This is a genomic window from Nonomuraea sp. K271 (assembly GCF_009908215.1).
Lineage (GTDB): Bacteria > Actinomycetota > Actinomycetes > Streptosporangiales > Streptosporangiaceae > Nonomuraea > Nonomuraea longispora.
Window position 1 is genome coordinate 1 of the sequence record NZ_JAAAHR010000022.1, and the last position, 26,235, is coordinate 26,235.

Consider the following 26,235-nt stretch of genomic DNA (forward strand, 5'->3'; position numbering starts at 1 on the left):
GCCCGGCCATGTCAACCTCCTCCGCCGCCGCCTCCGCATCCCCCTCCACCGCCGCAGCTCGACGACCCACCACCGCAGCCCGACGACCCACCGCCGGGGTCCATGCCGCCGAAGGAATCGCTGCCGAAGGTGATGCCGGAGCCGCTGAAGCTGCCGCAGGCGCCGGCGCAGTCACCCCCGGGTACACCGACGGACAGCTCGTCGCAGAGCAGCCGGTCCCCCGACTCCGTCAGCCCGTACAGCGCGACGGGGATCGCCACGGCCGCGGAGAGCGAGCGCGGATCGCGTACGCCCCTCGGATGGTACGCGTGGGCCGACCGCAGCACCTCGCGGCCCTCGCGGGTGACGACGTTGCGCAGCCTGCGCCGCTGCCGGTAGAGCGCGATGAGGCTGGTGACGACGGCGAACAACGCGAAGAACACCGCCCCCGCATACACCGTCTCCTCGCCGGCCACGCCCATGACGGCCAGCACGATCAGCAGCACCAGGTAGCCCGCCGCGCCGGCCACCACGAACCGCAGCCGGTCACAGAGCCGCCGGGCCTCCTCGAACGCCGACTGCGGCACGATCAGCCCCTTGCGCTCCAGCTCGGCGGCGAGCTCGGTGAGCGCGGGATGCGACTCCAGCTCGCGGCGCAGCTCGCTCGCCTGGTAGCCGCCGGGCCGCGCCGCGGTCGCGTCGAGCACCGCCTGCTCAAGCGGCACCGGCGAGGGCGGGGCGCCGTGCACGGCGGTGACCCGCGAGCCCCGCGAGACACGGATGGCCCCGGCCGAGGCGAGCACGGCCAGCGCCGTGTTGAGCGCCCGGCGTGGCCCGCCCGACAGGTAGGCCAGCTCGTAAGGGCCCAGCTGGTGGCCGGCTCTGCCGGGCACGGCCCCGCTGACCCTCACGCGCTCGCGTTCGGCGCGCTGCTCCACCACGCCGACCAGGGCCACGATGGCGATCGAGGCAATGATCAGTACGAAGTCCACGTGCTGCCTCCCCCGCGGTACGGCAAGCCGCCAAGTTAGACGGCGCAGCCGTACCGCACAAGGGGGCGGCGCTCAGCTGAGGCGGTCGAGCAGGGCGTTGTACTCGTCCCACAGCTCCTTCGGCAGGTGGGAGCCGAACGTCTCGAAGTGGGCCGGGATCAGCGCGGCCTCCTCGCGCCACACCTCGCGGTCGACGCTCAGCAGCGTCTCCAGGTCCTCCTCGGACAGGTCGAGGCCCTCGGTGTCGAGGTCGGCGGGCAGCAGGCCGATCGGTGTCGGCACCGCCTTGGCCTCGCCGTTGAGCCGGTCGACGATCCACTTGAGCACGCGGCTGTTCTCGCCGAAGCCGGGCCAGATGAATCTGCCGTCGGCGTTCTTGCGGAACCAGTTGACGTAGTAGATCCGGGGCAGCACGGCACCCTCGCGGCGCCCGATGTCCAGCCAGTGGCCGAAGTAGTCGCCCATGTTGTAGCCGCAGAACGGCAGCATGGCGAACGGGTCGTGGCGCAGCTCGCCGACCTTGCCCTCGGCGGCGGCGGTCTTCTCGGAGGCGACGTTGGCTCCGAGAAAGACGCCGTGCTCCCAGCTCAGCGACTCCGTCACCAGAGGAACGGCGGTGGCGCGGCGGCCACCGAACAAGATCGCCGAGATGGGCACGCCCTCGGGGTCCTGCCACTCGGGCGCGATGATCGGGCACTGGGACGCGGGGGTGGTGAAGCGCGCGTTCGGGTGGGCGGCGGGCTCGTCGCTGGCAGGCGTCCACGAGCGGCCCTTCCAGTCGGTCAGGTGAGCGGGAGGCTCCTCGGTAAGCCCCTCCCACCACACGTCGCCGTCGTCGGTGAGCGCGACGTTGGTGAAGATGCTGTTGCCCCAGAGAGTCCTGACCGCGTTGGCGTTGGTCACCTCGCCGGTGCCGGGCGCGACGCCGAAGAAGCCGGCCTCCGGGTTGATGGCGTAGAGGCGGCCGTCCTCGCCGAAGCGCATCCAGGCGATGTCGTCGCCGATGGTCTCGACCTTCCAGCCGGGGATCGTGGGCTGGAGCATGGCGAGGTTGGTCTTGCCGCAGGCGCTCGGGAAGGCGGCGGCGATGTAGCGCGCCTCACCCGAGGGCGGCGTCAGTTTGAGAATGAGCATGTGCTCGGCCAGCCAGCCCTCGTCGCGGGCCATGGCGCTGGCGATGCGCAGCGCGTAACACTTCTTGCCGAGCAGGGCGTTGCCGCCGTAGCCGGAGCCGTAGGACCAGATCTCGCGGGTCTCGGGGAAGTGGCTGATGTACTTGGTGGAGCTGCACGGCCACGGCACGTCCTCCTGGCCGGGCTCCAGCGGCGCGCCCACGGAGTGCACGGCCCTGACGAACGAGCCCCGTTCCTCGATGAGCCGCAGCGCCCTGTCGCCCATGCGGGTCATGACGCGCATGGACACGGCGACGTACGCGGAGTCGGTGATCTCGACACCGAGCTGGGAGATCTCCCCGCCCAGCGGGCCCATGCAGAAGGGCACCACGTACATCGTGCGGCCGCGCATGCAGCCCTTGAACAGCTCGCCGAACGTCTCGCGCATCTCGCCGGGCGCAATCCAGTTGTTGGTGGGCCCGGCGTCCTCCTCGCGCTCCGAGCAGATGAACGTGCGGTCCTCGACCCTCGCCACGTCACTCGGGTCGGACTTGGCGTAGAAACTGTTGGGCCTGGCGGCCAGGCGCGTGAACGTCCCCTGCTCGACGAGAAGGTTCGTGAGGCGCGTCCACTCCTCCTCTGACCCGTCGCACCACTCGATCCGGTCGGGCTGGGTCAGAGCAGCGATCTCCTTTACCCACTCGGCCAATTCCCTATTGCTGGTCGGTGCGGGCACTTCCACGGAAACGGACACGACGTCGACTCCTCCACTCTCTCAGGGCCCAGTCATCATTAACGACGAAGCGGTCGGAAAGCCAATTGGCATAGACCTGTCGGCGCGGCCGTCGTCGCAGGCAGCGCCCCTGGCGATTGGGGGAGCCTACCCAACGGGAACGGATTTAAAAGAAGCAATTTCCGGCAGTGGTCCAGTCCAATTCGGCTGGTCTAAACCAATTCCCGCAGTGGTTTAGTCCATTGCTCCGGCCGTTTCCGCTGGGTGGTCTAGGAATTGACGTCGGGCCCTTCGGAGCGAACTCGGTCGACGTGCTGGAGCGCCTCCCTCAGATCGCCGAGCCACGTGTCGGCGTTCTTGCCGACCAGGCGTACGCACCAGGCGAGCGCGTCGCTGCGGCTCCTGGCCACGCCCGCGGCCACCAGCGTGTCGAGCACGCGGCGCTCCGACTGGCGCAGCCGGGTCATCACGGGCACGGAGAGTGTGGTGAACATCACAGTATCGCCGCCGCAGACCACGCCCCAGGAGACCTTCTGGCGGAACTTGCGCTCGGCCTCCTTGGCGATCTCGATCCGGCGCTCGCGCGTCTCCTCCCTGAAGCGGCGGGCCAGCCCGTCGATCAGGGCGGACCGCTCGGCCTCGGGAACGTCGGCCGGCGGCTCGGGCAGCCGGCCGAGCACCGCGATCTCCTCGCGGTCCCTGACGATCTCGGGCGCGCCGGTGAACCAGTCACCGGGCAGCCGCCCCGCGAACCAGCCGTGGATTTGTGCCGTCACATCATCATCGCTAGCCATGTAATCATCATTACACCGTTGTTCGGAAGATCGCACCCATGGGTACGGAGCACTGCGCGCGAAGGAAAGGCCTAGCGGACCTTGGATGCGGCCACGGGACTGACCCGGACCACCCCGGCGAGGTTACGCCTGTTCACCGGGACGATCTTGACCACGTCGCCCGTGCGGGGCGCGTGCAGCATCTTGCCGTCGCCCCAATAGATCGCCACGTGGGAGATGTAGGCGGGGTTGGTCGGGTCGTTGCGCCAGAAGAGCAGGTCGCCGGGGTGCGCCTGCGACAACGGCACCTGCGGCCCTGTCACCCACTGCTGGTGGGTCACCCGGGGCATCCGCACGCCCGCCTGTGCGAAGGCCCACTGGACCAGGCCGGAGCAGTCGAAGGTGTCAGGACCTTCGGCACCCCACACGTAGGGCCTGCCGATCTTGGACACCGCCGCCTTCAGCGCCGCCGTGAGCTGCTCACCCGTCATGAACGAGCCGGCCGGCCAGTTCTGCCTGACCTTCTGCGGCGGCGGCAGGACCGGGTTCACCATGACCGCCTGCGCGCCCTTGGGCAGGCTGGCGAGGATCTTGTCTCGCAGCTTGGCCGAGTTGGTCTTGGGGGCACTGACGATGAGCGCGTTGTCGCGCGGCAGCCCGAGCGTACGGCCGACGTCCTTGGACACGACCGCGTCGACCGCGCCGAAGCCGGTGGTGGCGTAGGCGCCGATGCGCAGCGGCCCCGCCGGACCCGCCACCCGCCGGTGCAGGGAGAGCCCGCCGTCGTTGCCCAGCACGAACGACACCGCCACGTCACCGGCCGCGACGTTCTGCCACAGCGGGTCGGAGGCGGCGGTCACCTTGGGGGTGAAGGAACGGAAAGTGGACGGGTCGACCGCGAGCGTCTGCACCCGCTTGCCGTCGAGCGTGATGGAGGCCGCGTCGGCCAGCTCCAGCGCCCGCACGCCGCGTACCTTCGCCACCTTCTCTAACTGCTTCTGCGTGAACGGCTTGCGGGAGAGCACGAATAGGTTGGGCTTGTGCAGCTTGCTCAGCGGCGCCACCGGCCGGACCGTGTCGGTCGGCTGCTGCCGCTGCGGCTCGCTGCGCTGGGGCCGCTGCTGGGCCATGAGCGACTGCTCCGGCTCGGCCGCCCGCACGCCGCCGGGATCGTTCTGCGGCGGCTGCACGAGCAGGAGCACGTCGGCGGTCAGCACCGCGACCAGCGTCACCACGATGAACGGCACCAGTTTGTACGTGTCACGCCGCTTTCGCGACCTGACGAGAAAGCTCAGATCCTGCCGAATTCCGGTGGAAGGCGAAAACGCCGCCGGGCCAACGGGGGCCCGGCGGTTGTCGTCCATGGGAGTCAGTTGCCGATGTACGGCACAGCCTCGAGGATCTCGACGGTGTTCTGGCGCCCGTTGGGCAGGGCGTAGGTCGCCTTCTCACCGATCTTCTTGCCGTTGATCGCCGCCCCGAGCGGGGACTTCGGCGAGTAGACGTCGATCGGCGCTCCGCTCTCCTCGCGGGAGGCGAGCAGGAAGGTCACCTCGTCGTCGTCGCCCACGAACCTGATGGTGACGGTCATGCCGGGGCCCACCACGCCCTCGGCCTTGGGAGCCTCTCCGACCTGGGCGTTGTCGAGGATCTGACGGAGATGGAAGATGCGGGCCTCCATCTTGCCCTGCTCGTCCTTGGCGGCGTGGTAGCCGCCGTTCTCGCGCAGGTCACCCTCTTCCCGGGCGGCCTCGATCTTCTTGGCGATGTCGACGCGCCCGGGGCCCGAGAGATACTCGTACTCCGCCTTCAGGCGGTCGTACGCCTCCTGCGTCAGCCATGTGACGTTCTCATCGCGAGAGTCGGCCACGGGTTCTCCTTGCTTGCCTAGGGGGCCCTGAGGTCACTTGAGGTTACGTACGGTTGAATTGCGAAAGGCTAACAAGTCAGTCGCTCCAACGCTTCCCCAAATGTCTCACTATACGAGATTGCAGTACTGGATGTGGACGGAAGTGGCCCGACCACTGGTGTCGAGGCTCTCCTTGAGCTGCTTACTACCCTCACCAGCCGGGATTCTTACTTCCTTGCTGCCGACTTCCCCGTGATTGACATCCAGCGCCCGCAGGCGGCAGACAGCCACTCTATCGTCTGGCTTGTACACCTCAAAGGTGATCTCCGCGCGGGTCGGGCTCTCCACGTTGAACGTCACGACCTGCGACGGCGCGTCCGAGCCGCCCGCCGTCATCGACCACATCACGTAGCCCCAGCCACCGGCGATGATGGCCACCAGCACGCCGATCACGAGGTGCACGACGAGTCTGCCCCTTCGCCGTGGACGATCGGGGAAGTCGTCGGGTGTGCCGAGAACGGGCCCGTTCTCGACATCTCTGGTGGCCATGGCGGAATCTCCCTGCACTCCCTCGGCGTTATCCGAGACAATTGTCGCCCGCGAGGGGAGTGCCCTCGCGACCGCCCAGCTGAAACTAACCTCTCTGGGCGACTGACCGGTCCTTGAGGAGATCTCGCCCGTGAGTGCACCGTTGAGGTTGATGGCCGTCCACGCCCACCCAGATGACGAGTCGAGCAAGGGCGCCGCCACGATGGCGCGCTATGTGCGCGAAGGCGCTGACGTGCTGGTCTGCACGCTGACCGGGGGTGAACGCGGATCCGTGCTCAACCCCAAGATGGACCGCCCCGAGATCGTGGCCAACATCGGGGAGGTGCGCAGGGCCGAGATGGCGCGGGCGCGCGAGATCCTCGGCGTGGAGCAGCGTTTCATGGGCTTCGTCGACTCCGGCCTGCCGGAGAGCGAGGAGGAGGAGCTGCCCGAGGGCTGCTTCGCCGTGCAGAAACTTGAGGACGCCGCCGCGCCGCTCGTGGCGGCGGTGCGCGACTTCAGGCCGCACGTGATCATCACGTACGACGACGACGGCGGCTACCCCCACCCCGACCACGTCATGACCAACAGGGTCTCCGTCGAGGCGTTCGAGGCGGCCGGCGATCCCGACCGCTATCCCGGGACCGGCGACCCGTGGCAGCCGCTGAAGCTCTACTACCAGATGGGGTTCACGAAGGAACGTTTCGAGGCGCTGCACGAGGCGATGAACGAACGCGGCCTCGGCTCCCCCTACGCCGACTGGATCTCCCGTTGGGAGGACCGCCCCGCCAAGTGGCCGGTGACCACGCGCGTCCCGTGCGGCGACTACTTCCAGATCCGCGACGAGGCCCTGCTGGCGCACGCCACCCAGGTCGACCCCGACGGCTTCTGGTTCGTCTGCCCGCGCGAGCTGCAGCAGGAGGTCTGGCCGACCGAGGACTACCACCTGGCGCGCTCGCTGGTCGACACCGGGCTTCCGGAGGACGACCTGTTCGCGGGCATCCACGCCGACGACGTCTCCCCCGCCTGCCACTGACCGGAGCATGGGGTGCCGGTGGCAGACTGGGATGCGTGACCGTACTAGCAGCGGGTGATGTGAGCCCGGGTGTGCTCGGCTTCGTCGTCGTGGCCGCCATCGGGCTGGCGCTCTATTTCCTCGTCAAGTCGATGAACAAGCAGATGACGAAGATCGAAGTGCCGCGCGAGGCCGAGCTGACCGACAAGAAGGCCGAATAGATGCCGGCGGACGTGGTCGACAACTCGGCGAAGAGCCGCTTCGAGATCCTCGTGGACGGGCAGGTCGCCGGGTTCGCCGACTACCGCCTGCTGCCCACGAAGATCGTGTTCACGCACACCGAGGTGGCACCGGAGCTCGAGGGGCAGGGGCTGGCCGGCGAGCTGGTCGGTCACGCGCTGCAGATGAGCGCCGACACCGGCCTGCGGGTCGTGCCCCTCTGCTCCTACGTGGCGAGATACATCGAGCGCCACCCCGAGTTCCAGGACATCACCGACGCCCGCTGAGCCTCACTCGGCGGGCGACCAGGCACGCTCGAGCGCCTTCGGCAGCCCCCACCAGCCCAGCGGGGTGAGCACGTCGTCCTCGTCGACGATGCCGAGATAGCCCCACAGGCTCACCACCGGAGCGAACAGTCCCTCGGTGGCGCCGAGGTCGTCGCCGTCCTGCTCGTCGACGTCGATGTCCTCAGACTCGGCGATGAGCCGCGCCATCCGCTCGGGCGAGGCCAGCACCCCCGGCCCGAGCCTGGCCAGCGCCGCCACCCCGGCCAGCCAGTCGGCGCACTGGATGGCGTGCAGATGGGCCAGCGTCGCGTCCTCCATGCCGATCTCCCTGTCGAGATCGGCGAACTCCTCCAGCAGGTCGCCGTTCTCCAGCAGGTCGGAGACAGGGCTCACGACGCCCGCCGCCACGGTCAGCCACAGGTCCAGGTCGTCGTCGGGCATCGGCTGGTCCTCGAACCCGGCGCAGGCCCGCAGCACGTTGGCGGGATAGCCCGGCAGGGCCAGCAGCGCGCGCAGGCGTACGGCGGCCGTGTCCAGCTCGTCGGCGGGCAGGTCGGGCTGCTTGGGCAGGCCCGCGATGATGCGCCGCAGCTCCGACAGCGCGAAGGCCTCCTCCTCGTCCCAGGCCGAGAACAGCTCCTCGTCCTGCTCGTCGCTGACGGCGAAGCCGGGCACCCGGCCGTCGGGCAGAGGCGTGCTCAGCCAGTGTTCCTGCAGCTCCTCATAGGCCCTGCGGGCCCCCGGGTCGCCCGCGGCCAGCGCGTCGGGGTCGATCTCCCCCGCCGCGACCCGCTCCTCTAGGAACGCCACCAGGCGGGCGAACATCTCGGTCGCCACGGGCCCGCGCTCGTTCTCCTCGGGCCAGACGAAATAGCTGGGCGTCATGAGGATCGGCTCGGTGCCGGTCGACTCGATCCAGCGCTGGACGTCGCCCACGGTGGCCACGCCGGACTCGATCGATCGCAGGGTCTCCTTGGCCGACTCCCAGAACGGGCGGGAGAGGGGGTTTCCCGCCGACATCATCGCGCGCCGCAGATCGGGCAGCGCCACCAGCGCCACCCCGGAAGGCACGGCGAGCAGCGCCCGCGCCACGTCTCTGCGTGTGAGCGCGGTCACCGGGCGGCCCGCTTGCGTGCAGACGAAGTCCATGTCCACCATCCGTAACCTACGCCGTCACCGCCGCGCCAGTCAGCCAGGGGCGGCCGAGGGGCCCTGTCATGATCCTTTTTCTCCGCGGCGTCTAGGGTGGGGAGTTGGAGGTCGTGATGAACCGCTTGAAAGACGCGACGAGCCCCTACCTGCTGCAGCACGCGGACAACCCCGTCGACTGGCATCCGTGGGGCGAGGAGGCGTTCGCGGAGGCCAGGCGGCGCGACGTGCCGCTGCTCATCAGCGTGGGCTATTCGGCGTGCCACTGGTGTCACGTCATGGCCCACGAAAGCTTCGAGGACACCGCCACCGCGCAACTGATGAACGAGCACTTCGTCAACATCAAGGTGGACCGCGAGGAGCGGCCCGACGTCGACGCCGTCTACATGGGCGCCACGCAGGCCATGACGCACCAGGGCGGCTGGCCGATGACGGTGTTCGCGACGCCGGACGGGCACCCGTTCTACTGCGGCACCTACTTCCCGCGCCACCAGTTCCAGCGCCTGCTCACCGAGGTGCACAAGGTGTGGACCGGCGACAAGGAGACCGTGCTGCGGCAGGGCGCGAAGGTGGTCGAGGCGCTCAACTCGCAGACCACGCTGCCCAGCGGGCCGCTGCCGGGCGCCGACACGCTCGACCGCGCGATCGCCAACCTGCGGGAGAGCTTCGACGCCGCCAACGGCGGGTTCGGCGGGGCGCCCAAGTTCCCGCCGTCCATGGTGCTGGAGTTCCTGCTGCGCTCGGGCGAGCGCGAGATGAGCGGGAAGACCCTGGAGGGCATGGCCCGCGGCGGCATGTACGACCAGCTCGGCGGCGGCTTCGCCCGCTACAGCGTCGACCCTGAATGGGTCGTCCCCCACTTCGAGAAGATGCTCTACGACAACGCCCTGCTGCTGCGCGTCTACACCCACTGGTGGAAGGCGGGCGGCGGCGAACCGGCCAGACGCGTCGCGCTGGAGACCGCCGGCTGGCTGCTGCGCGAGATGCGCACGCCCGAAGGCGGGTTCGCCTCGGCGCTCGACGCCGACAGCGAGGGCGTGGAGGGCAAGTTCTACGTCTGGACGCCCGAGGAGCTGCGCGCCGTGCTCGGCGACGACGACGGCCGGTGGGCCGCCGGGCTGTTCGAGGTGACCGGCACGTTCGAGCACGGCACATCCGTGCTGCAGCTGCCGCGCGACCCCGACGACCCCGGCCGCTACGCGAGCGTGCGCAAACGGCTGCTGGCCGCCAGGGAGCAGCGCGTACGCCCCGGCCGCGACGACAAGGTCGTGGCCTCGTGGAACGGTCTGGCCATCGCCGCGCTGGCGGAGACCGGCGTGGTGTTCGAGCGGCCCGAGCTGGTCGTGGCCGCCACCGACGCGGCCGAGCTGCTCGCCGGCGTCCACCTGACGGACGGCAGGCTGCTGCGCACCTCCCGCGACGGCCGCGCCGGCGCCAACGACGGGGTGCTCGAGGACTACGCCGACCTGGCGGAAGGACTGATCACGCTGTACGGCGTCACCGGCGAGGCCAGGTGGCTGCGGCTCGCGGGCACGCTGCTCGACACCGTGCTCGACGGCTTCGCCGACGGCTCCGGCGGCTTCTACGACACGGCCGACGACGCCCAGCGCCTGTTCCAGCGCCCCCAGGACCCGACCGACAACGCCACCCCCTCAGGCCAGTACGCCGCCGCGGGCGCGCTGCTCTCCTACGGCGCGCTGACCGGCTCCACCCGCCACCGGGAGGCCGCGCACGCCGCGCTCGGCACCGTGTCGGTGCTGGCGGGCCAGCACGCCCGGTTCGCCGGCTGGGGGCTGGCCGTGGCGCGCGCGGCGCTCGACGGGCCCGTCGAGGTGGCCGTCGTCGGGCCGCCCGACGACCCGCGCACGGCCGCGCTGCACCGCGCGGCGCTGCTCGCCGACGTGCCCGGCGTGGTGGTGGCGCTCGGGCCCGGCGACGGCGATCGCGGCACCGGCGACCCGCTCGTGCCGCGGCGGGCGTACCCGGCGCTGCTGGAGGGGCGCGAGCCGGTCGGTGAGGCGCCCGCGGCCTACGTGTGCCGGGGCTTCACCTGCCGGATGCCCGTCACCACGGTCGAGGCCCTGGAGGCCGAGCTCACCGCCTGACGCCGTCGCGAGGTCAGTCGGCGGGTGAGCGGCCGGTGCGGTCGTCGCCGCGGGCGCCCCGGTCGGCGGGGGCGTCGTCCTGCCGTGACGACGGCTGCTCGGGGAGCAGCGCCGGCAGGTCGGACGGCTCGTCCTGCCGGCGCTCCTGACGTTCGTCGTCGGGCTCCCCCGTGGCGGACGGGTCGTCGGTGAGCGGCGGCGCGGTGATCTCCGGCTCGGGCGTGCCCCCGTCGTCGGGACTGACCGGAGGCGTCGCCTCCTGCTCGGGCACACCGTCCTCGGTGGGCGCGGAATACTCGTAGTCGTAGCCGAGGTCGGACGGCTCCGGGAACTCCTCGACCGGCTTGCCCTCCATCGCCTCGGTCATGAACGCCCGCCAGATCTGCGCCGGCAGCTGGCCGCCGAACTGTGTGCCGTAGCCGGGGATGGTGACGGTGGCGTTGTCGTCGCGGAACATGTTGACGGCCACCGCGAGCTGCGGGGTGAAGCCGTTGAACCAGACCGACTTCGACTTGTCCGTGGTGCCCGTCTTGCCGGCCACCGGACGGTCGTAGAGCCTGGCCGCGGCGCCGGTGCCGTATTTCACGACCTGCTGCATCGCGTACGTGGTGTCGGCGGCGGCCTGCTCCCCGACCACCCGCGTGGACGCCGGCTCGACGGCCTCCACGCGGCCCTCGGCGTCGGTGACGGACCTGACCACGTGGGCCTCCATGTGCACGCCCTCGTTGGCGAACGTGGCGAACCCGGAGGCGTTCTGGACGGCGCTGACGGAGGCCACGCCGAGCGGGAACGACGCGGCGCTCTTGTGCCGGTCGAGCTGGGAGGCGGGGATGCCGGCCGCCTCGGCGAGCTTGGCGACCTTGTCCAGGCCCACCTTCTGGCCGAGGTCGACGAACGCGGTGTTGACGGAGTTCTGGGTGGCGCTGATCAGGTTGATCTGCCCGTACGAGCGCCCGCTGTCGTTGGGGATGGGCTTGGACGCCGACGCGACCTGCAGCGGCGAGTTGCCGTCGACCCGGGTGGACAGGTCGAAGCCGTTGTCGAGGGCGGCGGCCAGGGTGTAGGGCTTGAACGTCGAGCCGGCCATGACCTTGGCCGAGAACGCGCTGTCGTAGTAGGCCGACTGGGAGGGCCTGCCGCCGTAGAAGGCGACGACTTCGCCCGTGCCGGGGTCGACGGCCGCCAGCCCGGTGCGCACCTTCTTCGGCGTGGCGTCGGGCAGCGTGTCGGTGACGGCCCGCTTGGCCGCCTGCATGAGCTTCTTGTCGAACGTAGAGACGATCTTGAGCCCGCCGGAGTTGATGTCCTCGTCGCTGTAGCCGCGCCGGTTGAGCTCGGCGGTGACCTGTTCGAGCATGTACTGGGCCTGGCCCTTGAGCTCGAACGGCTTCTTCGGGGTGCGGAGGTCGGGGAAGCGTTCGGCGGCGGCCTGCTGGGGGGTGAGCGCGCCGGTCTGTCCCATGGCGTCGATCACCGACTTCCAGCGGGCCCTGGCGGCGACGAGGTCGGAGCCCTTGGGGTCGGCGAAGCGGCTGGGCTGCTGGATGACGGAGGCGAGGTAGGCGCCCTCGGCCACGCTCAGCTCGCCGACGTCCTTGCCGAAGTAGGCCTGGGCGGCCGACTGGACGCCGTTGGCGCCCCTGCCGAAGTAGATCGTGTTGAGGTACTGCTCCAGCACCCAGTCCTTCGGCTTGGACTGGTCGACCTTCATCGCGATGAGGATCTCCTTGAACTTGCGGGTGACGGAACGTTCCTGGCTGAGCCCGCTGTAGTAGTTGCGCACGAGCTGCTGGGTGATCGTCGAGCCGCCCTGGAGCTGCTGCCCGGTGAGGGTCGACCAGACGGCCCTGGCGGTGCCCTTGGCCGAGACGCCGGCGTCTTCGTAGAACGAGCGGTTCTCGGCGGCGATGACCGCGTCGCGCACGTGTTTCGGCACCTGCGCCAGCTCGACCTTCTTGCGGTCGACACCCTGACGGGCGAGCACGGTCCTGCCGTCGCGGTAATAGATCACCGAGCCCTGTGCGGTGGCCTGTTTCTGGGTGCTGTCGGGAATTGGCGTCATCGCCCACGCGATCGCGAAAAGCCCGACAAATACGAGGATCGCTGCGCCGAAAGAAATGGCTACCAGTCGGAGAATCCGCCGTTTTCGCATCCTGTTTCCACCACCGCTCCGCACCCTCGACCCCCTCGATCATGCGCCGCCCGACCCCCGTAAGCAGGGCGAATGCCAAGGTTAAACGATCGATGACGATGCCTCGTCCCTCAGCGATAGTACGGCTAGCGCACCCCATGCCGCGGGACATCGGCGACCAATGGCAACACTCGGTAGGGAACCGGGGTGTCAAGGGCGATGATCGAATTAGTTCTCAGCACACCGTGCACATCGACGATTTGATCGATGACGCGCTGCAGATCGGCATTGGTCCGCGCGACCACGCGGCAGAGCAGATCGCTGTCGCCCGTGATCGTGTGCACCTCCAGAACCTCCGGGATGCGGGCCAGCCGGTCGGCCACGGGGTCGTGCCCGGCGATCTGCCTGATCTCCATGGTGACGAACGCCGTCACGTCATATCCCAGCGCCGCCGGGGAGACGTCGGGCCCGAACCCGGTCACCACGCCGCGGACGACGAGCCGGTCCAGCCGGGCCTGGACCGTGCCACGGGCCACGCCGAGCCGTCGCGAGCATTCGAGCACGCCCAGCCTTGGCTCGGCCGTCAGGAGGGCGATCAGCCGGGCGTCCAGATCATCGATCGTCATACTGTACAGATTTACCGGATTTTGCCCTGGGAAGCTAGACAGATTGTTCACTGGATAAGGCAACCCTTGCGCAACTCGTCCAGGAATATCGAGAGTTGGAGCTATGAATGATGTCTTTCCGGTCCACGGCATGGACGCCGTGGTGTTCGCCGTCGGCAACGCCAAGCAGGCGGCCCACTACTACTCGACCGCGTTCGGCATGAAGCTGGTGGCCTACCGGGGGCCGGAGAACGGCAGCCCCGACGTGGCCGCGTACGTGCTGACCTCGGGCAGCGCCACGTTCGAGTTCCGCGCCTCCATCAGGCCGGGCACCGACATGGCGCGGCACGTCGCCGAACACGGCGACGGGGTGATCGACCTGGCCATCCAGGTGCCCGACGTGCAGGCGGCCTACGCCCACGCGGTCGCCAACGGTGCCAAAGGGCTGGCGGAGCCGTACACGTTGGAGGACGAGCGCGGCAAGGTGCAGCTCGCCGCCATCGCCACTTACGGCGAGACGCGGCACACGCTGGTCGACAGGGTCAACTACGCAGGCCCCTACCTGCCCGGATACGCCCCTGCCGAGCCGCTGGTGGCGCCGCCCGCGACCAAGGGAGGACGGTTGTTCCAGGCCGTCGACCACTGCGTCGGCAACGTCGAGCTGGGCAAGATGGACGAGTGGGTGGAGTTCTACCGCAAGGTCATGGGCTTCACGAACATGGCGGAGTTCATCGGCGACGACATCGCCACCGAATACTCGGCGCTCATGTCCAAGGTCGTCGCCGACGGCACGCGGAAGGTCAAGTTCCCGTTGAACGAGCCGGCCGTCAGCCGCAGGAAGTCGCAGATCGACGAATATCTGGAGTTCTACCGCGGCCCCGGCGTGCAGCACATCGCGCTGGCCACCAACGACATCCTCACGACGGTCGACCACATGCGGGCCGGCGGCGTGAAGTTCCTCGACACGCCCGCCTCCTACTACGAAGACCCCGAGCTGCGGGCGCGCATCGGCGAGGTGCGGGCGCCGATCGAGGAGCTGAAGAAGCGCGGCATCCTCGTCGACCGCGACGAGGACGGCTACCTGCTGCAGATCTTCACCAAGCCCGTGCAGGACCGGCCCACGGTCTTCTTCGAGCTCATCGAGCGGCACGGCTCGCTCGGATTCGGCAAGGGCAACTTCAAGGCGCTCTTCGAGGCCATCGAGCGCGAACAGGAACGCAGGGGCAACCTTTAGTTTGTCCCGACCCGGTGGTGGCCATCAGCACTGCATGGGATCGCCACCACCGGGGCTGGCGGGACGGTGGCGGCGGTTGTTCGCCGGCCTGCTCGACTGGCTCGTCGTCAACGTCGTCACCGCCCCCTTCACCTGGACGAGCTGGGAATATGCCTGGAACGGCGCAGGCTGGGACCGCTATCCGGTGGAGCACACCTTCGCGGCCGGACTCGTCGCGTTTCTCTATTTCTGGCTCCTGCACGCCTTCTGGAATGGTCAGACCCTGGGCAAGAAGGCGTTCGGCATCCGGGTCGTCCAGGAGAACGGGGCCAGGATAGGCGTGGGACAGGCCGCGGTCAGGCAGGCCGTGATGAGCGCGCTCGCCTGGGTCTGCTGCGTCGGCCTCCTCATCGACCTCGCTTGGATCCTCTTCGACCCCCGGAAGCAGGCCATCCACGACAAGGTCGCGAGGACGGTCGTCGTCATGGCCTGACTCACCGTAGGATTCTGGTCACAATGCGAAGGGGGCTCGTTCGCCCATGCGACAAAACAGGCGCGCGATCGCGCTGCTGGCGGCGTTCGCCAGCCTCCTGGCCTGCTCACCCTCGGACGCGCCGGCCGCGGCCGCGCACCGGCCGGGCGCGGCCGGCATCGGCGACACCGACTTCCCCCACGACGGCAACGGCGGCTACGACGTCAGCCACTACGACCTCGCCGTCGACTACACCCCGGCGACCAGGCGGCTGGACGGCGTGGCCACCATCAAGGCCGGCGCCACCCAGGGGTTGTCCAGCTTCAACCTCGACCTGGTCGGGCTCCACGTGCGCCAGGTCTCGGTCAACGGCTCCCCCGCCACGTTCACCCACCAGGGCGGCGAGCTGACCGTGCGGCCGGCCGAGCCGATCGACGAGCGCGCCGCGTTCACCGTCCGGGTCCACTACTCCGGCCGGCCCCAACCGGCCACGAGCACCACCAACCTCGGCACGTTCGGCTTCATCCCGACCGCCGACGGCGCGTTCGTCGCCTCCGAGCCCAACGGCTCCAAGACCTGGTTCCCCAGCAACGACCACCCCTCCGACAAGGCCACGTTCGCCTTCACGATCACCGTGCCCGCCGGGGTTACCGCGCTGGCCAACGGCGAGCTCACCGGCGAGCCCACGACCTCTGACGGCCGGACCACCTACCGCTGGAGCGAGCGCCACCCGATGGCGACCTACCTCGCGACCGCCACGATGGGCAAGTTCGAGCTGCGCAAGGGCAGCACGGCCGGGGGCGTGCCCAACCTCGCCGCCGCCGACCCCCGGTTCGCCTCCTCGCTCGACAAGCTCTACAAGACCTCCGGCAAGATCACCGACTACTGGGCGACCGTCTTCGGCCCCTACCCGTTCGGCTCGACCGGCGGCGTGGTCGACGACTACGCCGCCGGCTACGCTCTGGAGAACCAGACCAAGCCGCTCTACGGCGGCTTCGAGCCCGACGAGGGCATCATCGCGCACGAGCTGGCGCACCAGTGGTTCGGCAACAGCCTGACGATCCGCCGCTGGAAGGACCTCTGGCTCAACGAGGGTTTCGCCACCTACGCCGAGTGGCTGTGGTCCGAGCACAAAGGCACGAAGACCGCCGACGCGATCTTCAAGGACCATCACAGCCGTCCCGCCGACGACCCGATGTGGACATACCCGCCGGGGCGTGCCAAGCCCGACGACCTGTTCAACCAGTCCGTCTACACCCGTGGCGGCATGACGCTGCACGCCCTGCGCCGGGCCGTCGGCGACGACACGTTCTTCAAGCTGCTCAAGTCGTGGGCCGCCGACAACCGCTACGGGCACGTCACGACGGAGCAGTTCATCGAGCTGGCCGAGCGGATGTCGGGCAAGGACCTCAAGCCCCTCTTCGCCGCCTGGCTCTACCAGCCCCGGCGCCCCGCCTGATCCGGGCCCGTGGACGTCCAAGTGCGAAGGCAACCGCCCAGCGGAGCAGAGGGGCCGGCGGGCCTTTCACGTGCTCCAGTAGCTGTCCGTCGCGAGGATCAGCGCGGCGGCGCCCACCAGCCCGGCCTCCTGGCCGAGGGCGGCGGGCACGACCTTGACCCGGCGGGCGAACTCCACCCTGGCGTGCTCGCGCAGTGCCTCCTCCAAGGGGCCGAACAGCAGCTCGCCGGCCTGGGACAACCCGCCACCGATGGTGACCAGGTCCAGGTCGCACAGGTGGGTAGCGGAGGCGATGGCGATGCCGATGGCACGTCCGGCCCGGCTCATCGCCCGCAGCGCCACCGGGTCCCCGGCCAGCGCGTCGGCCGCCAGCGCCCTCCCGGTAACGGCCCGATCCTCCCGATAAGCCGCCTGAACGTCCCACGCCACCGCGCCCTCCGTACGGCCTTCACCAGGACGCGGCACCTCCCCACCACGCGGCACGTCTGCAGCGGGGCGCGGCGCGGGCGCGCGGCCAGGGCCGTCCTCAGGCGCGGCTGTGGCGTGGGCTCCTTGGGGTGGGCCGGGAGTCGTGGCGGCTCCCGGGGTCCAGCCCTGGGACAGGGCCCACTCGGTCAGGGCGGGGCCGCGGGCGACGGCCTCCAGGCAACCGTGACCGCCGCAACCGCAGCGCGGCCCGCCCACCGGCTCGACCACCACGTGCCCGATGTGCCCGGCGTTGCCCGTCCTGCCGTTGACCAGCCGCCCGTTGAGGATCAGCCCGCCTCCCACGCCGGTCGAGACGACCATGCCGAGCATGTCGGCGACGCCCCTCCCGGCCCCTTTCCAGTGTTCCGCCACGGCCAGGCAGATCGCGTCGTTGTGGAGGCGTACCGGTAAATCGGGGAAGCGGGCGGCCAGCCGGGCGCGCAACGGGAAGCCGCGCCAGGCGGGGATGTTGAGCGGCGAGACCTCGCCCTGCGGCCAGCGCATCGGCCCGCCGCATCCCACCCCGACTCCTTCGGCCCGCCCGGACAGCGGCTCGATGAGGTCCGTCAGGGTCTCCCACAGGGCGTCGGCGTCCGCGTGCTGCGGGGTGGCGGTACGCCGGGCCTCGACCACCGTCCCGTCGCGGGCGACCAGGCCCGCGGCCATCTTCGTGCCGCCCACGTCGACAGCGAGGATCACGGGCGACCCGCCGTACGGGTCATGGCCCGCCCGCGGTGTGGGAGAACACCAGGACGGAGGCGGTGAAGCCGTGTACGTGGTTGTGGCCGCCGACGGGGCCGACCTCGCCGGCGGCGAAGAAGCCCGCCACGCCGATGGGCCCGAGCGTGTCGCGCAGCGCGACCGGGTCGTGGTCGGCGGTGCCGAACATGGCCGAGCCGCGCCCGTTGCAGGAGAACAGCAGCGCCCCGTCGACCTTGCCGATCTCCTCGCGGTGGGCGTCGAGCAGGTCGTACAGGTCCTCGTCGGCGGTGGCCGCGTCGCGTACCTGGAAGCGTACGGTCCTGCCGATCTCCACGATGTCGCCGATGGCCACGGCCTCGCGTTCCGGGTCGATGCCGATGACCCCTCTGATGAGGAAGTCGCCGCGTTCGTGGCGTTCGGCGTACTCGTCCATCGCGACGCCGATCTGCAACCCGGAGGCGACGAGTTCGCGGTCGTCCTCGTCCAGGTCGCTGACGATGTCCTCGAGCCGGGCCAGCGCGGGCTGGCCGGCGAGTTCCAGCAGCAGGTTCTCCTCGGCGGCCGTGACCACCATGCTGGGGCCGATCGGGCGGCAGCCCTGGCTCACCACGGTGCTGATCTTGACCTGGCCGCTGATCAGCACGCCGATCGCGCCCTCGGAGTAGATCTCCCCGTCGGCGAACAACCGTACGGATCCCCGGCCCTGCAGGCCGTTGGCGAGCCCGCCGATCAGCGGCAGGTCGCCCAGCACGTCGGCCGAGCGCTCGACGAAGGCGTCGGTCGGGAACGTGTACGGATCGGCCAGCAGGATCGCCACATGGTCGTCCCCTTTCCGCTCCGGCAGCCCGACCACCACGAACCTGTCCTCGGCGGACAGCGTCTCCAGCGCGAACGTGGTCAGTCTGGCCCCGTCCAGGGTCGCGGCCCAGGCGCTCACGGACGGCGTCAGCTCCACCCCCTGCCCGTCGCCGATCACTCCCGTGGCGCTGCATCCGATCACGTGTGCCTCGGGTGCGAGCTTCATCGCGGCCTCGCCGGCGCGTGCGACGTCGTCAGGATCGTCGCCGCAGATGAAGAAGCAGACCAAGTCGGCTTGGCCGCTGAGCCTCGACAGCGCCCGGCCGACGGCACTCTCCGCGGCCTCAACCAGGTCGGAACCCACGGCGAGGCCGTCGGCGAAGCGGCTTGTCATCAAGGCCACGCGTCTCGCCTCCCCTCGACATGTCCAAGTCCCTAGGCCCGATTCTCCCCACTAAAGGGACAAGCACGCGCACGAACCGTCACGCAATAGTCAAGATCCGAAATCTCCGCCAGATGCGAAAGACTCTGCCGCATTCCTCGCAGGGGACGTAGTCTCGATCCCGTGCATCAGCCACGTATTCTCCGCACGTTGCGAGAGAGCGGCCACGTTCATCGCACCGTCAAAGCCGAGGTCCGGGAAAATCTGCTGGCCAAGCTGCGAGCGGGTGAGCCCCGCTTCCCCGGCATCGTGGGCTTCGGCGATTCCGTGCTCCCCCATCTCGAGCGGGCCTTGCTGGCCGGCCACGATCTTGTCCTGCTCGGCGAGCGCGGCCAGGGCAAGACCCGGCTCATCCGCACCGTCACCGGCCTGCTCGACGAGTGGACGCCGGTCGTCGATGGCTGCGAGATCAACGACCACCCGTACGCACCGGCCTGCACCCGCTGCCAGGCGCTGGCGCGCGAGCTGGGCGACGAGCTGCCGGTCGCGTGGAAACACCGGGACGAGCGCTACGGCGAGAAGCTCGCCACGCCCGACACGTCGGTGGGCGACCTGATCGGCGACGTCGACCCGATCAAGATCGCCGAGGGGCGCACGCTCGGCGACCCGGAGACGGTCCACTACGGCCTGGTCCCGCGCACCAACCGGGGTGTGTTCTCCGTCAACGAGCTGCCCGACCTGGCCGAGCGCATCCAGGTGTCGCTGCTCAACGTGCTGGAGGAGCGCGACATCCAGGTGCGCGGCTACAACCTGCGGCTGCCGCTCGACATCCTGCTCATCGCCAGCGCCAACCCTGAGGACTACACCAACAGAGGCCGGATCATCACGCCGCTGAAGGACCGGTTCGGCGCCGAGATCCGCACCCACTACCCGCTGACGGTCGAGGACGAGCTGACGCTGATCCGCCAGGAGTCCATGCCCGACATCGGGGCCGACATCCCCGAGCACCTGGTCGAGGTGATCGCCCGGTTCACCCGGCTGGTCCGCGAGTCGACCTCGGTCGACGCCAGGTCCGGCGTGTCCGCGCGGTTCTCGATCGCGGCCGCCGAGACCGCCGCGGCATCGGCGGTGCGCAGGGCGGCACTCGCGGGAGAGGAGCAGGCCGTGGCGCGTGTGGTCGACCTGGCCTGCGTGGTGCACAGCCTGCGGGGCAAGGTCGAGTTCGAGGTCAGCGAGGAGGGCAGGGAGACCGAGATCCTGGCCCACCTGCTGCGCAGAGCGACGGCGGAGACGTTCAGGAGCCGGCTGGGCGGCATGGATCTGTCGCCGGTGACCGACAAGTTCGCGGAGGGCAACCAGGTCGAGTCGGGCGAGCTGGTCCCCGCCGGAGAGCTGCTGCACCGCATCGGCCCGGTCACCGGGCTGGCGAAGGTCATGTCGAAGCTGGGCATGGGCGCGGGCGAGGAGTCGCCTGGCCATGCGGCGGCGGCCCTGGAGTTCGCGCTCGAAGGCCTCTACCTCATGCGCCGCCTGTCCAAGGAGGACGTCGACGGAGTGACCGTCTACCGCACGTGAACATTCGGGCGGTCTCCCGCGTCTTAGGTGATAGCAGCTCACGACGTCGGGGGAGACCGTCCATGCGCCCTCTTGCCTGTGCCACCACGGCCGCCGCACTCGCTCTGTGCGGCATCGCCGCGCCCGCGGAAGCCACCACCGGGGTCGGCGCCGTCTACGGCTACGCCTGGTCCGACGGCCAGGGCCGCCTGCGCATCGCGCCCAAGTCCGCCTCGTTCGTGAAGCGGAAGGGTTTCCTGGGCTACCGGCTCAAGGCGGCCGCGGGCGCCAAGGAGCTCAGGCTCGACTACTCCAGGGCCGCCTACGGCCGGATCACGGTCGCCTGCGACCTGAAGGAGACCGAGGGCCGGGTCGCCCTCGACCGCAAGGGGCTCGGGCGCACCCGGTGCTCGCCCCGCGACCTGGCCACCGAACTGGGCCGTGGCCCCGTTCCGGTGCGCGTCGAGCACCATGGGGGCAGGGCCGTCAGGGTCAACGAGTTCGTCGTCGCCGACCGGCCGGGCCAGCGCTCCGCGCGCGGCACGATCAGGCGGATCGACGACACAACCGTGGAGTTCGCCTCCGGCGACAAGAAGATCAAGCTGCGTCCCACGTACGCCACGGGCTTCTACCGCACCACCGCCCGGTGCACGAGCGGGTGGCTGGCGGGCCGGCCGGTCAACGCCGACAAGGACGGCCTCGGCACGAAGCCGTGCACCCCGTCCCACCTGACGAAGGCGCTCAAGACGGTCCGCCACCCCGTTCTCGTGAAGATCGAGTACACACCGGGGGCCGGCTCCCTCGACCAGGTATGGGAGGTTTTCGGGGACGCGTGACCGCGCTTCTGGGGTTAGCGTGGTTTCGTGATGGCCTTTCGCTATGGCGAGTACCACGACGGCCCCGATCCCCTGGCTCCGCCCTACGACGTGCGGGCGGCACTCGACGAGATGGGCGACGCGATCCTGTCGGGCTCGACGCCCGTCCACGCGCTGCGCGACCTGCTCAAGCGCGGTCTGCCCGGCACGCAGGACCGCCGCGGCCTCGACGACATGCTCAAGCAGGTCCGAAGGCGCCGCCGTGACCTGCGCGAGCGAGGGCGGCTCGACGGCACGCTGGAGAAGGCTCGGGCGCTGCTGGACAAGGCCGTCGGACAGGAGCGGGCCGAGTTGTTCCCCGACCCGTCCGACGAGGCGCGGCTGCGGGAGGCGGGGCTCGACGCCCTGCCCGAGGACACCGCCGCCGCCATCCAGGAGCTGAGCACGTACGAGTGGCGTTCGGCCGCCGCGCGCCGGACCTTCGAGGAACTGCGCGACCTGCTGCGGCGGGAGGTGCTCGACAGCCAGTTCAGGGGCATGCGCGACGCGCTCGCGAACCCGGACCCCGAGGCGATGGAACGTGTCCGCCAGATGATGTCGGACCTGAACGACATGCTGGACAGGGACGCCCGCGGCGAGCACACCCAGGCCGACTTCGACGCCTTCATGGCCCAATATGGTGATCTGTTTCCCGAGAAGCCGCGCAACCTCGAAGAACTCGTCGACATCCTGGCCCGCCGCGCCGCCGCCACGCAGCGCATGCTGGCCTCGATGACGCCACGCCAGCGCGAAGAGCTCGCCGGTCTCATCAACCAGACCCTCGACCAGGCCGGGCTCTCCGAGCAGATGCGCCGGCTCGGCGAGGCCCTCCACGCCCGCCGCCCCGACCTCGCCTGGAACGCCCCCGAACGCCTCACCGGCGAGGAGCCTCTGGGCATGGGCGACGCCGTCACCGCCCTGGAGGAGCTGGCCGACCTCACCCAGCTGGAGACCGCCCTGCGCCAGGACTACCCGGGCGCGCGGCTCGACGACATCGACGAGGCCGCCGTACGCCGTGCGCTGGGCCGCTCCGCGGTCGACGACCTGGAGGCGCTCAAGCGCATCGAACGCGAGCTGGAGGAGCAGGGCTACCTCCTGCGCCGGCGCGGCAAGCTGGAGCTCACCCCGAAGGCGGTGCGGCGGCTCGGCGAGACGGCGCTGCGCCGCGTCTTCTCCTCACTCGACGCGGGCCGTCGCGGCGACCACGACCAGCACGACGCGGGCTCGGCCGGCGAGCTCACCGGCTCGTCACGACCGTGGCGCTTCGGCGACGAGCAGCCCATCGACGTGGTCCGCACCCTGGTCAACGGCGTACGCAGCGGCGGCGTGGCCGTCCGTGCCGGCCAGGAGAGGCAGCAGACCGGGCGGGCGGGTGTGCGGTTGTCGGTGGACGACTTCGAGGTGGCCGAGACCGAGCGGCGCAGCGCGGCGGCCGTGTGCCTGCTCGTCGACCTGTCCTACTCGATGGCCCTGCGCGGCACCTGGGCCGCCGCCAAGCAGACGGCGCTGGCGCTCCAGGCGCTGGTGGCCTCGAAGTTCCCGCAGGACGCGGTACAGATCATCGGTTTCTCCAACTACGCCAGGGTGCTGCAGCCCGACGAGCTGGCGGGGCTCGACTGGGACATGGTGCAGGGCACCAACCTGCACCACGCCCTCCTGATCGCCGGCCGCCACCTCGACCGCCATCCCGACTTCGAGCCCGTCGTGCTGGTGGTCACCGACGGCGAGCCCACCGCGCACCTGCTGCGCAACGGCAAGTCGGCGTTCGAGTGGCCGCCGTCGAGCGAGACGCTGGAGCTCACGCTGTCCGAGGTCGACAAGATGACGCGGCGGCGGGCCACGCTCAACGTCTTCATGCTGGCGGCCGACGACCGGCTGAAGGAGTTCGTGGACGAGGTGGCCCGCAGGAACGGCGGTCGCGTCTTCTCCCCCAGTGCCGAGCGGCTGGGCGAATACGTGGTCAGCGACTTCCTCCGGCTGCGCAGGGCCCGCTGAACTGTCGGTGGGCCCTGCCACACTCGCGGCCATGAGCGAAGAAGTGCGCCTGCGCGACGTGGAGACGGCCGACCTCGAGGTGTTCCTGGCCCACGAGCACGATCCCGAGGCCGCGCGGCGCTCCAGGTTCCGGCCCAGGGAGCGGGAGGCGTTCATGCGTCACTGGACCACGCGCATCCTCGGCGACCCCTCCGTGTTCGTGCAGGCGGTCACCGTCGACGGCGACCTGGCGGGCAATCTCGTGGCCTGGTGGGAGGACGAGCGGCGCTTCATCGGCTACTGGTTCGGCCGGGAGTTCTGGGGGCGCGGCATCGGCAGCCGGGCCATGGAGCTGTTCCTGCGCCAGGAGCGCATCCGCCCGCTGCACGCCGACCCCTTCCACGCCAACACCGGCTCGGTCCGGCTCCTGGAGAAATACGGTTTCGAGCGTGAGGGCACGGTCAGGCACGGCGACGACGAGCACGTCCTGCTGGTCCTCCACACCCCGTCCGCGCCCCTCTGAGGGGCCTGTGGCGCCTTACGCGAGGCATCCCGCTGGGGGAGGGGGACGGAGGTCAGGCGTCGACGAGGCGGCAGTAGAAGTCGAGGGCGACGTCGAACCCGTCGCGGCAGTTGCGGTGCGAGCGGTAGCACGGCCGCCAGGCCGAGCTGGCCCCCACTCCTGCCCTGGCGTCGCCTAGCGCCGACGGCACCCGCTCGGGCCTCGGCAGCAGCCCGTGGCCCAGATAGCGCACCCCGGCCAGCTCGCTGCGCAGGCCCGGCCCGCCGGAGACCAACGTGCCGAGGCGCCAGCCGCTCTCCTCGTCCCAGACCAGCGCGCTCCCGTCGGCGAGCTTCAGCGTGGCGTCACGCGGGTCGCACGGGCCCTCCCACCAGCCGGCCACCTCTGACCCCAGCACGTCGATGACCCGCTGCACGTAGCTGATCGGCTGCTGCAGCCACTCGTCGCTATACGGCTCGACATGCCTGATGGCCACGGACGGCACCCCCTTGTGCCCTTGCGGTAAGAGAAAACGAACGGTGACCAACCATACCCGCACCGAACTTGTTCCATTGCGAGCTCGTCTAGTCATTACGGACGATATTCACGGCGCAGACGGGGAAGGAGGAGGCCGCATGATTGCCATGGTGCTCCTCATCGTGCTCATGGTCGTCGCCGTGGTGATGACCGAGCTGATCATGCGCTGCGCGGAAGACGGCAAAGAGAGTGTCGACTCCCCGGCCGAGATCGCTGGGGACTAGTCTCTCCGGCATGTCGTCCCTGCTTCTCTGGTTGCACGTCGGATTCTCGATCTTCACGATCGGCCCGATCACCGCCGCGACGATGGCCGCCCCGCGCGTCATCCGCACCAAGAACGTGCCCGTGCTGCAGAACATCCAGCGTATGACGAGGGTCTACAGCCTCGGCAGCCTGGGCGTCTTCGTGTTCGGGCTGATCCTCGGCATCGTCCTCGGTGGCGGGGTGCTCGGCCGGTGGTACATGACGGCGTCGATGACGTTGTTCATCGTGGCCGCCGTGCTGCTCGTCATCATCGACCGCGACCTGCGCGCCGCCGTCCGCGCCCTCTCCAGCGAGGGCACGGACGACGACGCGAAGGTGCAGAACGGCCGGATCGCCGCGATCAGCGGGCTCCTGTCGGTGATCTGGCTGGTCATCCTGTTCCTGATGGTGGTGCCTGGTTAGCCGAGCGCCTGGGTGAGGTCGGCCAGCAGGTCGTCGACGGTCTCGATGCCGACCGACAGCCGCACCAGGTCGGCGGGCACCTCGAGCGGAGACCCGGCCGCGGAGGCGTGGGTCATCCGGCCGGGGTGCTCGATGAGCGACTCGACGCCGCCGAGCGACTCCCCCAGCGTGAACAGCTTGGCCCTGTCGCACACCGCCACGGCCTCCGCCTCGCCGCCGGCGACGCGGAACGACACCATGCCCCCGAACCTCTTCATCTGCTTGACCGCGACCTCGTGCCCGGCGTGCTCGGAAAGGCCCGGATAGAGCACGCTGGTGACGCGCGGGTGGGCGAGCAGCAGGTGGACGATGCGTTCGGCGTTGTCGCAGTGGCGGTCCATGCGCACGCCGAGGGTCTTGAGCCCGCGCAGCGTCAGCCAGGCGTCGAACGGCCCGGCCACGGCGCCGATCGCGTTCTGGTGGTAGGCGAGCTCCTCGCCGAGCCCTCTGTCGGCGGCGATCAGCGCTCCGCCGACCACGTCGGAGTGCCCGCCGACGTATTTCGTGGTCGAATGCACGACGACGTCGGCGCCGAGCGACAGCGGCTGCTGCAGGTAGGGCGAGGCGAACGTGTTGTCGACCACCAGCAGCGACCCGTTGTCGTGGGCCAGTTGCGCCAGCGCCGCGATGTCGGCGATGCCGAGCAGCGGGTTGGTGGGCGTCTCGACCCACACGATCTTCGTCTTCTGCGTCATCGCGGCGGCCACGGCGTCGAGGTCGTGCAGCGGGACCGGGTCGTAGTGGAGGTCCCAGCGTTCGTTCACCTTGGCGAACAGGCGGTAGGTGCCCCCGTAGGCGTCGTTAGGGATGATCACGTGGTCCTGCGGCCTGCACACCGTGCGCAGCAGGGTGTCCTCGGCGGCAAGACCCGAGGCGAACGCGAGCCCGCGAGCCCCGCCCTCCACCGCCGCCAGCGCCTCTTCGAGCGCGGTCCTCGTGGGGTTGGCGGAGCGGCTGTACTCATATCCGGAACGCAGGCCGCCCACGCCGTCCTGCTTGTAAGTGGACGTGGCGTAGATCGGCGGCACGACCGCGCCGGTCAGCGGGTCGGGCTCCTGACCTGCGTGGATGGCCAGGGTCTCAAAACCGTTGCTCATACAGGCCACGTTAACGGAAGTCGGCCCGCGATCCGTTCCCC

26 protein-coding genes are annotated in these 26,235 nt (G+C 69.9%); 13 read left to right on the top strand and 13 right to left on the bottom strand.

The features are described from left to right. Positions 1-11 precede the first annotated feature (11 nt). From GUY59_RS10400 to GUY59_RS10425, 6 genes are all read right to left on the bottom strand, one after another. Entirely contained in the window at positions 12-971 is a 960-nt protein-coding gene (locus GUY59_RS10400) for a TIGR04222 domain-containing membrane protein (protein ID WP_138198850.1), read from the bottom strand. A gap of 72 nt (positions 972-1,043) precedes the next feature. Further along, a complete protein-coding gene (locus tag GUY59_RS10405; RefSeq protein ID WP_138198851.1) occupies positions 1,044-2,837 on the bottom strand; it encodes a phosphoenolpyruvate carboxykinase (GTP) in 1,794 nt (597 codons plus the stop codon). Between the two features lie 248 nt (positions 2,838-3,085). Next, positions 3,086-3,610: a hypothetical protein gene (locus GUY59_RS10410; protein WP_132328900.1), complete on the bottom strand. Its 525-nt coding sequence runs from the start codon at positions 3,608-3,610 to the stop codon at positions 3,086-3,088. Between the two features lie 71 nt (positions 3,611-3,681). Next, a complete protein-coding gene (locus GUY59_RS50630) occupies positions 3,682-4,836 on the bottom strand; it encodes a C40 family peptidase (RefSeq protein ID WP_252374805.1) in 1,155 nt (384 codons plus the stop codon). 122 nt (positions 4,837-4,958) lie between these two features. Continuing rightward, on the bottom strand, positions 4,959-5,459 hold the full coding sequence (greA, locus tag GUY59_RS10420) for a transcription elongation factor GreA (protein ID WP_132328896.1): 501 nt from the start codon (positions 5,457-5,459) through the stop codon (positions 4,959-4,961). Between the two features lie 108 nt (positions 5,460-5,567). Further along, positions 5,568-5,987 (bottom strand): DUF4307 domain-containing protein, encoded by a 420-nt coding sequence (locus GUY59_RS10425; RefSeq protein WP_138198853.1) that lies wholly within the window; start codon positions 5,985-5,987, stop codon positions 5,568-5,570. Between the two features lie 130 nt (positions 5,988-6,117). Here GUY59_RS10425 and mca point away from each other — a divergent pair, with 130 nt between their 5' ends. From mca to GUY59_RS10435, 3 genes are read left to right on the top strand one after another with little or no spacing between them, the layout of a single operon-like run. Continuing rightward, entirely contained in the window at positions 6,118-7,002 is an 885-nt protein-coding gene (mca, locus tag GUY59_RS10430; protein ID WP_138198854.1) for a mycothiol conjugate amidase Mca, read from the top strand. Between the two features lie 35 nt (positions 7,003-7,037). Continuing rightward, a complete protein-coding gene (locus GUY59_RS47385; RefSeq protein ID WP_165959416.1) occupies positions 7,038-7,202 on the top strand; it encodes a hypothetical protein in 165 nt (54 codons plus the stop codon). After that, on the top strand, positions 7,203-7,487 hold the full coding sequence (locus tag GUY59_RS10435) for a GNAT family N-acetyltransferase (protein ID WP_138198855.1): 285 nt from the start codon (positions 7,203-7,205) through the stop codon (positions 7,485-7,487). A gap of 3 nt (positions 7,488-7,490) precedes the next feature. Here the strand turns inward: GUY59_RS10435 and GUY59_RS10440 are convergent, their stop codons facing one another. Next, positions 7,491-8,636, bottom strand: coding sequence for a hypothetical protein (locus GUY59_RS10440; RefSeq protein WP_138198856.1), 1,146 nt, complete (start codon positions 8,634-8,636; stop codon positions 7,491-7,493). A 116-nt stretch (positions 8,637-8,752) separates the two neighbouring features. On the opposite strand from GUY59_RS10440, the gene GUY59_RS10445 reads away from it, so the two are divergent. Beyond that, entirely contained in the window at positions 8,753-10,741 is a 1,989-nt protein-coding gene (locus GUY59_RS10445; protein WP_171055274.1) for a thioredoxin domain-containing protein, read from the top strand. Between the two features lie 13 nt (positions 10,742-10,754). Here GUY59_RS10445 and GUY59_RS10450 read toward each other — a convergent pair whose 3' ends face one another. Next, positions 10,755-12,803 carry a transglycosylase domain-containing protein gene (locus tag GUY59_RS10450; protein WP_236667016.1) on the bottom strand — a complete coding sequence of 683 codons (2,049 nt, stop codon included), beginning with the start codon at positions 12,801-12,803 and terminating at the stop codon, positions 10,755-10,757. 215 nt (positions 12,804-13,018) lie between these two features. Beyond that, a complete protein-coding gene (locus GUY59_RS10455) occupies positions 13,019-13,498 on the bottom strand; it encodes an Lrp/AsnC family transcriptional regulator (protein ID WP_138198858.1) in 480 nt (159 codons plus the stop codon). A gap of 103 nt (positions 13,499-13,601) precedes the next feature. Between GUY59_RS10455 and hppD the strand changes: the two genes are divergently transcribed. From hppD to GUY59_RS10470, 3 genes are read left to right on the top strand one after another with little or no spacing between them, the layout of a single operon-like run. Continuing rightward, positions 13,602-14,711, top strand: a complete 1,110-nt coding sequence (gene hppD / locus GUY59_RS10460; RefSeq protein WP_138198859.1) for a 4-hydroxyphenylpyruvate dioxygenase — start codon at positions 13,602-13,604, stop codon at positions 14,709-14,711. A 34-nt stretch (positions 14,712-14,745) separates the two neighbouring features. Further along, on the top strand, positions 14,746-15,183 hold the full coding sequence (locus tag GUY59_RS10465; RefSeq protein ID WP_138198860.1) for an RDD family protein: 438 nt from the start codon (positions 14,746-14,748) through the stop codon (positions 15,181-15,183). 46 nt (positions 15,184-15,229) lie between these two features. After that, the gene (locus tag GUY59_RS10470) at positions 15,230-16,621 is read left to right on the top strand and encodes a M1 family metallopeptidase (protein WP_138198861.1); all 1,392 of its coding nucleotides are present in this window, start codon (positions 15,230-15,232) and stop codon (positions 16,619-16,621) included. Between the two features lie 66 nt (positions 16,622-16,687). Here the strand turns inward: GUY59_RS10470 and GUY59_RS10475 are convergent, their stop codons facing one another. Continuing rightward, positions 16,688-17,788, bottom strand: a complete 1,101-nt coding sequence (locus tag GUY59_RS10475; protein WP_138198862.1) for an ROK family protein — start codon at positions 17,786-17,788, stop codon at positions 16,688-16,690. Positions 17,789-17,807: 19 nt separating this feature from the next. Beyond that, positions 17,808-18,983 carry an FIST signal transduction protein gene (locus GUY59_RS10480; protein ID WP_132328977.1) on the bottom strand — a complete coding sequence of 392 codons (1,176 nt, stop codon included), beginning with the start codon at positions 18,981-18,983 and terminating at the stop codon, positions 17,808-17,810. A gap of 171 nt (positions 18,984-19,154) precedes the next feature. On the opposite strand from GUY59_RS10480, the gene GUY59_RS10485 reads away from it, so the two are divergent. The 4 genes from GUY59_RS10485 to GUY59_RS10500 all read left to right on the top strand — a co-directional run bounded on the left by GUY59_RS10485 (position 19,155) and on the right by GUY59_RS10500 (position 23,876). Beyond that, the gene (locus GUY59_RS10485) at positions 19,155-20,546 is read left to right on the top strand and encodes a sigma 54-interacting transcriptional regulator (RefSeq protein WP_138198863.1); all 1,392 of its coding nucleotides are present in this window, start codon (positions 19,155-19,157) and stop codon (positions 20,544-20,546) included. Positions 20,547-20,608: 62 nt separating this feature from the next. Further along, positions 20,609-21,361 (top strand): hypothetical protein, encoded by a 753-nt coding sequence (locus GUY59_RS10490; RefSeq protein ID WP_138198864.1) that lies wholly within the window; start codon positions 20,609-20,611, stop codon positions 21,359-21,361. A 30-nt stretch (positions 21,362-21,391) separates the two neighbouring features. Next, the gene (locus tag GUY59_RS10495; protein WP_138198865.1) at positions 21,392-23,374 is read left to right on the top strand and encodes a vWA domain-containing protein; all 1,983 of its coding nucleotides are present in this window, start codon (positions 21,392-21,394) and stop codon (positions 23,372-23,374) included. Between the two features lie 31 nt (positions 23,375-23,405). Continuing rightward, a complete protein-coding gene (locus GUY59_RS10500) occupies positions 23,406-23,876 on the top strand; it encodes a GNAT family N-acetyltransferase (protein ID WP_138198866.1) in 471 nt (156 codons plus the stop codon). A 52-nt stretch (positions 23,877-23,928) separates the two neighbouring features. Here the strand turns inward: GUY59_RS10500 and GUY59_RS10505 are convergent, their stop codons facing one another. Further along, entirely contained in the window at positions 23,929-24,351 is a 423-nt protein-coding gene (locus tag GUY59_RS10505) for a DUF6292 family protein (RefSeq protein WP_246063329.1), read from the bottom strand. A gap of 139 nt (positions 24,352-24,490) precedes the next feature. Here GUY59_RS10505 and GUY59_RS49925 point away from each other — a divergent pair, with 139 nt between their 5' ends. Continuing rightward, positions 24,491-24,616, top strand: coding sequence for a hypothetical protein (locus tag GUY59_RS49925; RefSeq protein WP_269128751.1), 126 nt, complete (start codon positions 24,491-24,493; stop codon positions 24,614-24,616). 10 nt (positions 24,617-24,626) lie between these two features. Beyond that, entirely contained in the window at positions 24,627-25,058 is a 432-nt protein-coding gene (locus GUY59_RS10510; protein WP_138198867.1) for a hypothetical protein, read from the top strand. On the opposite strand, the gene GUY59_RS10515 is transcribed toward GUY59_RS10510, so the two are convergent. Then, entirely contained in the window at positions 25,055-26,194 is a 1,140-nt protein-coding gene (locus GUY59_RS10515) for a cystathionine gamma-synthase (protein WP_138198868.1), read from the bottom strand. The two genes, GUY59_RS10510 and GUY59_RS10515, sit on opposite strands and share 4 nt — an antisense overlap. Positions 26,195-26,235 lie beyond the last annotated feature (41 nt).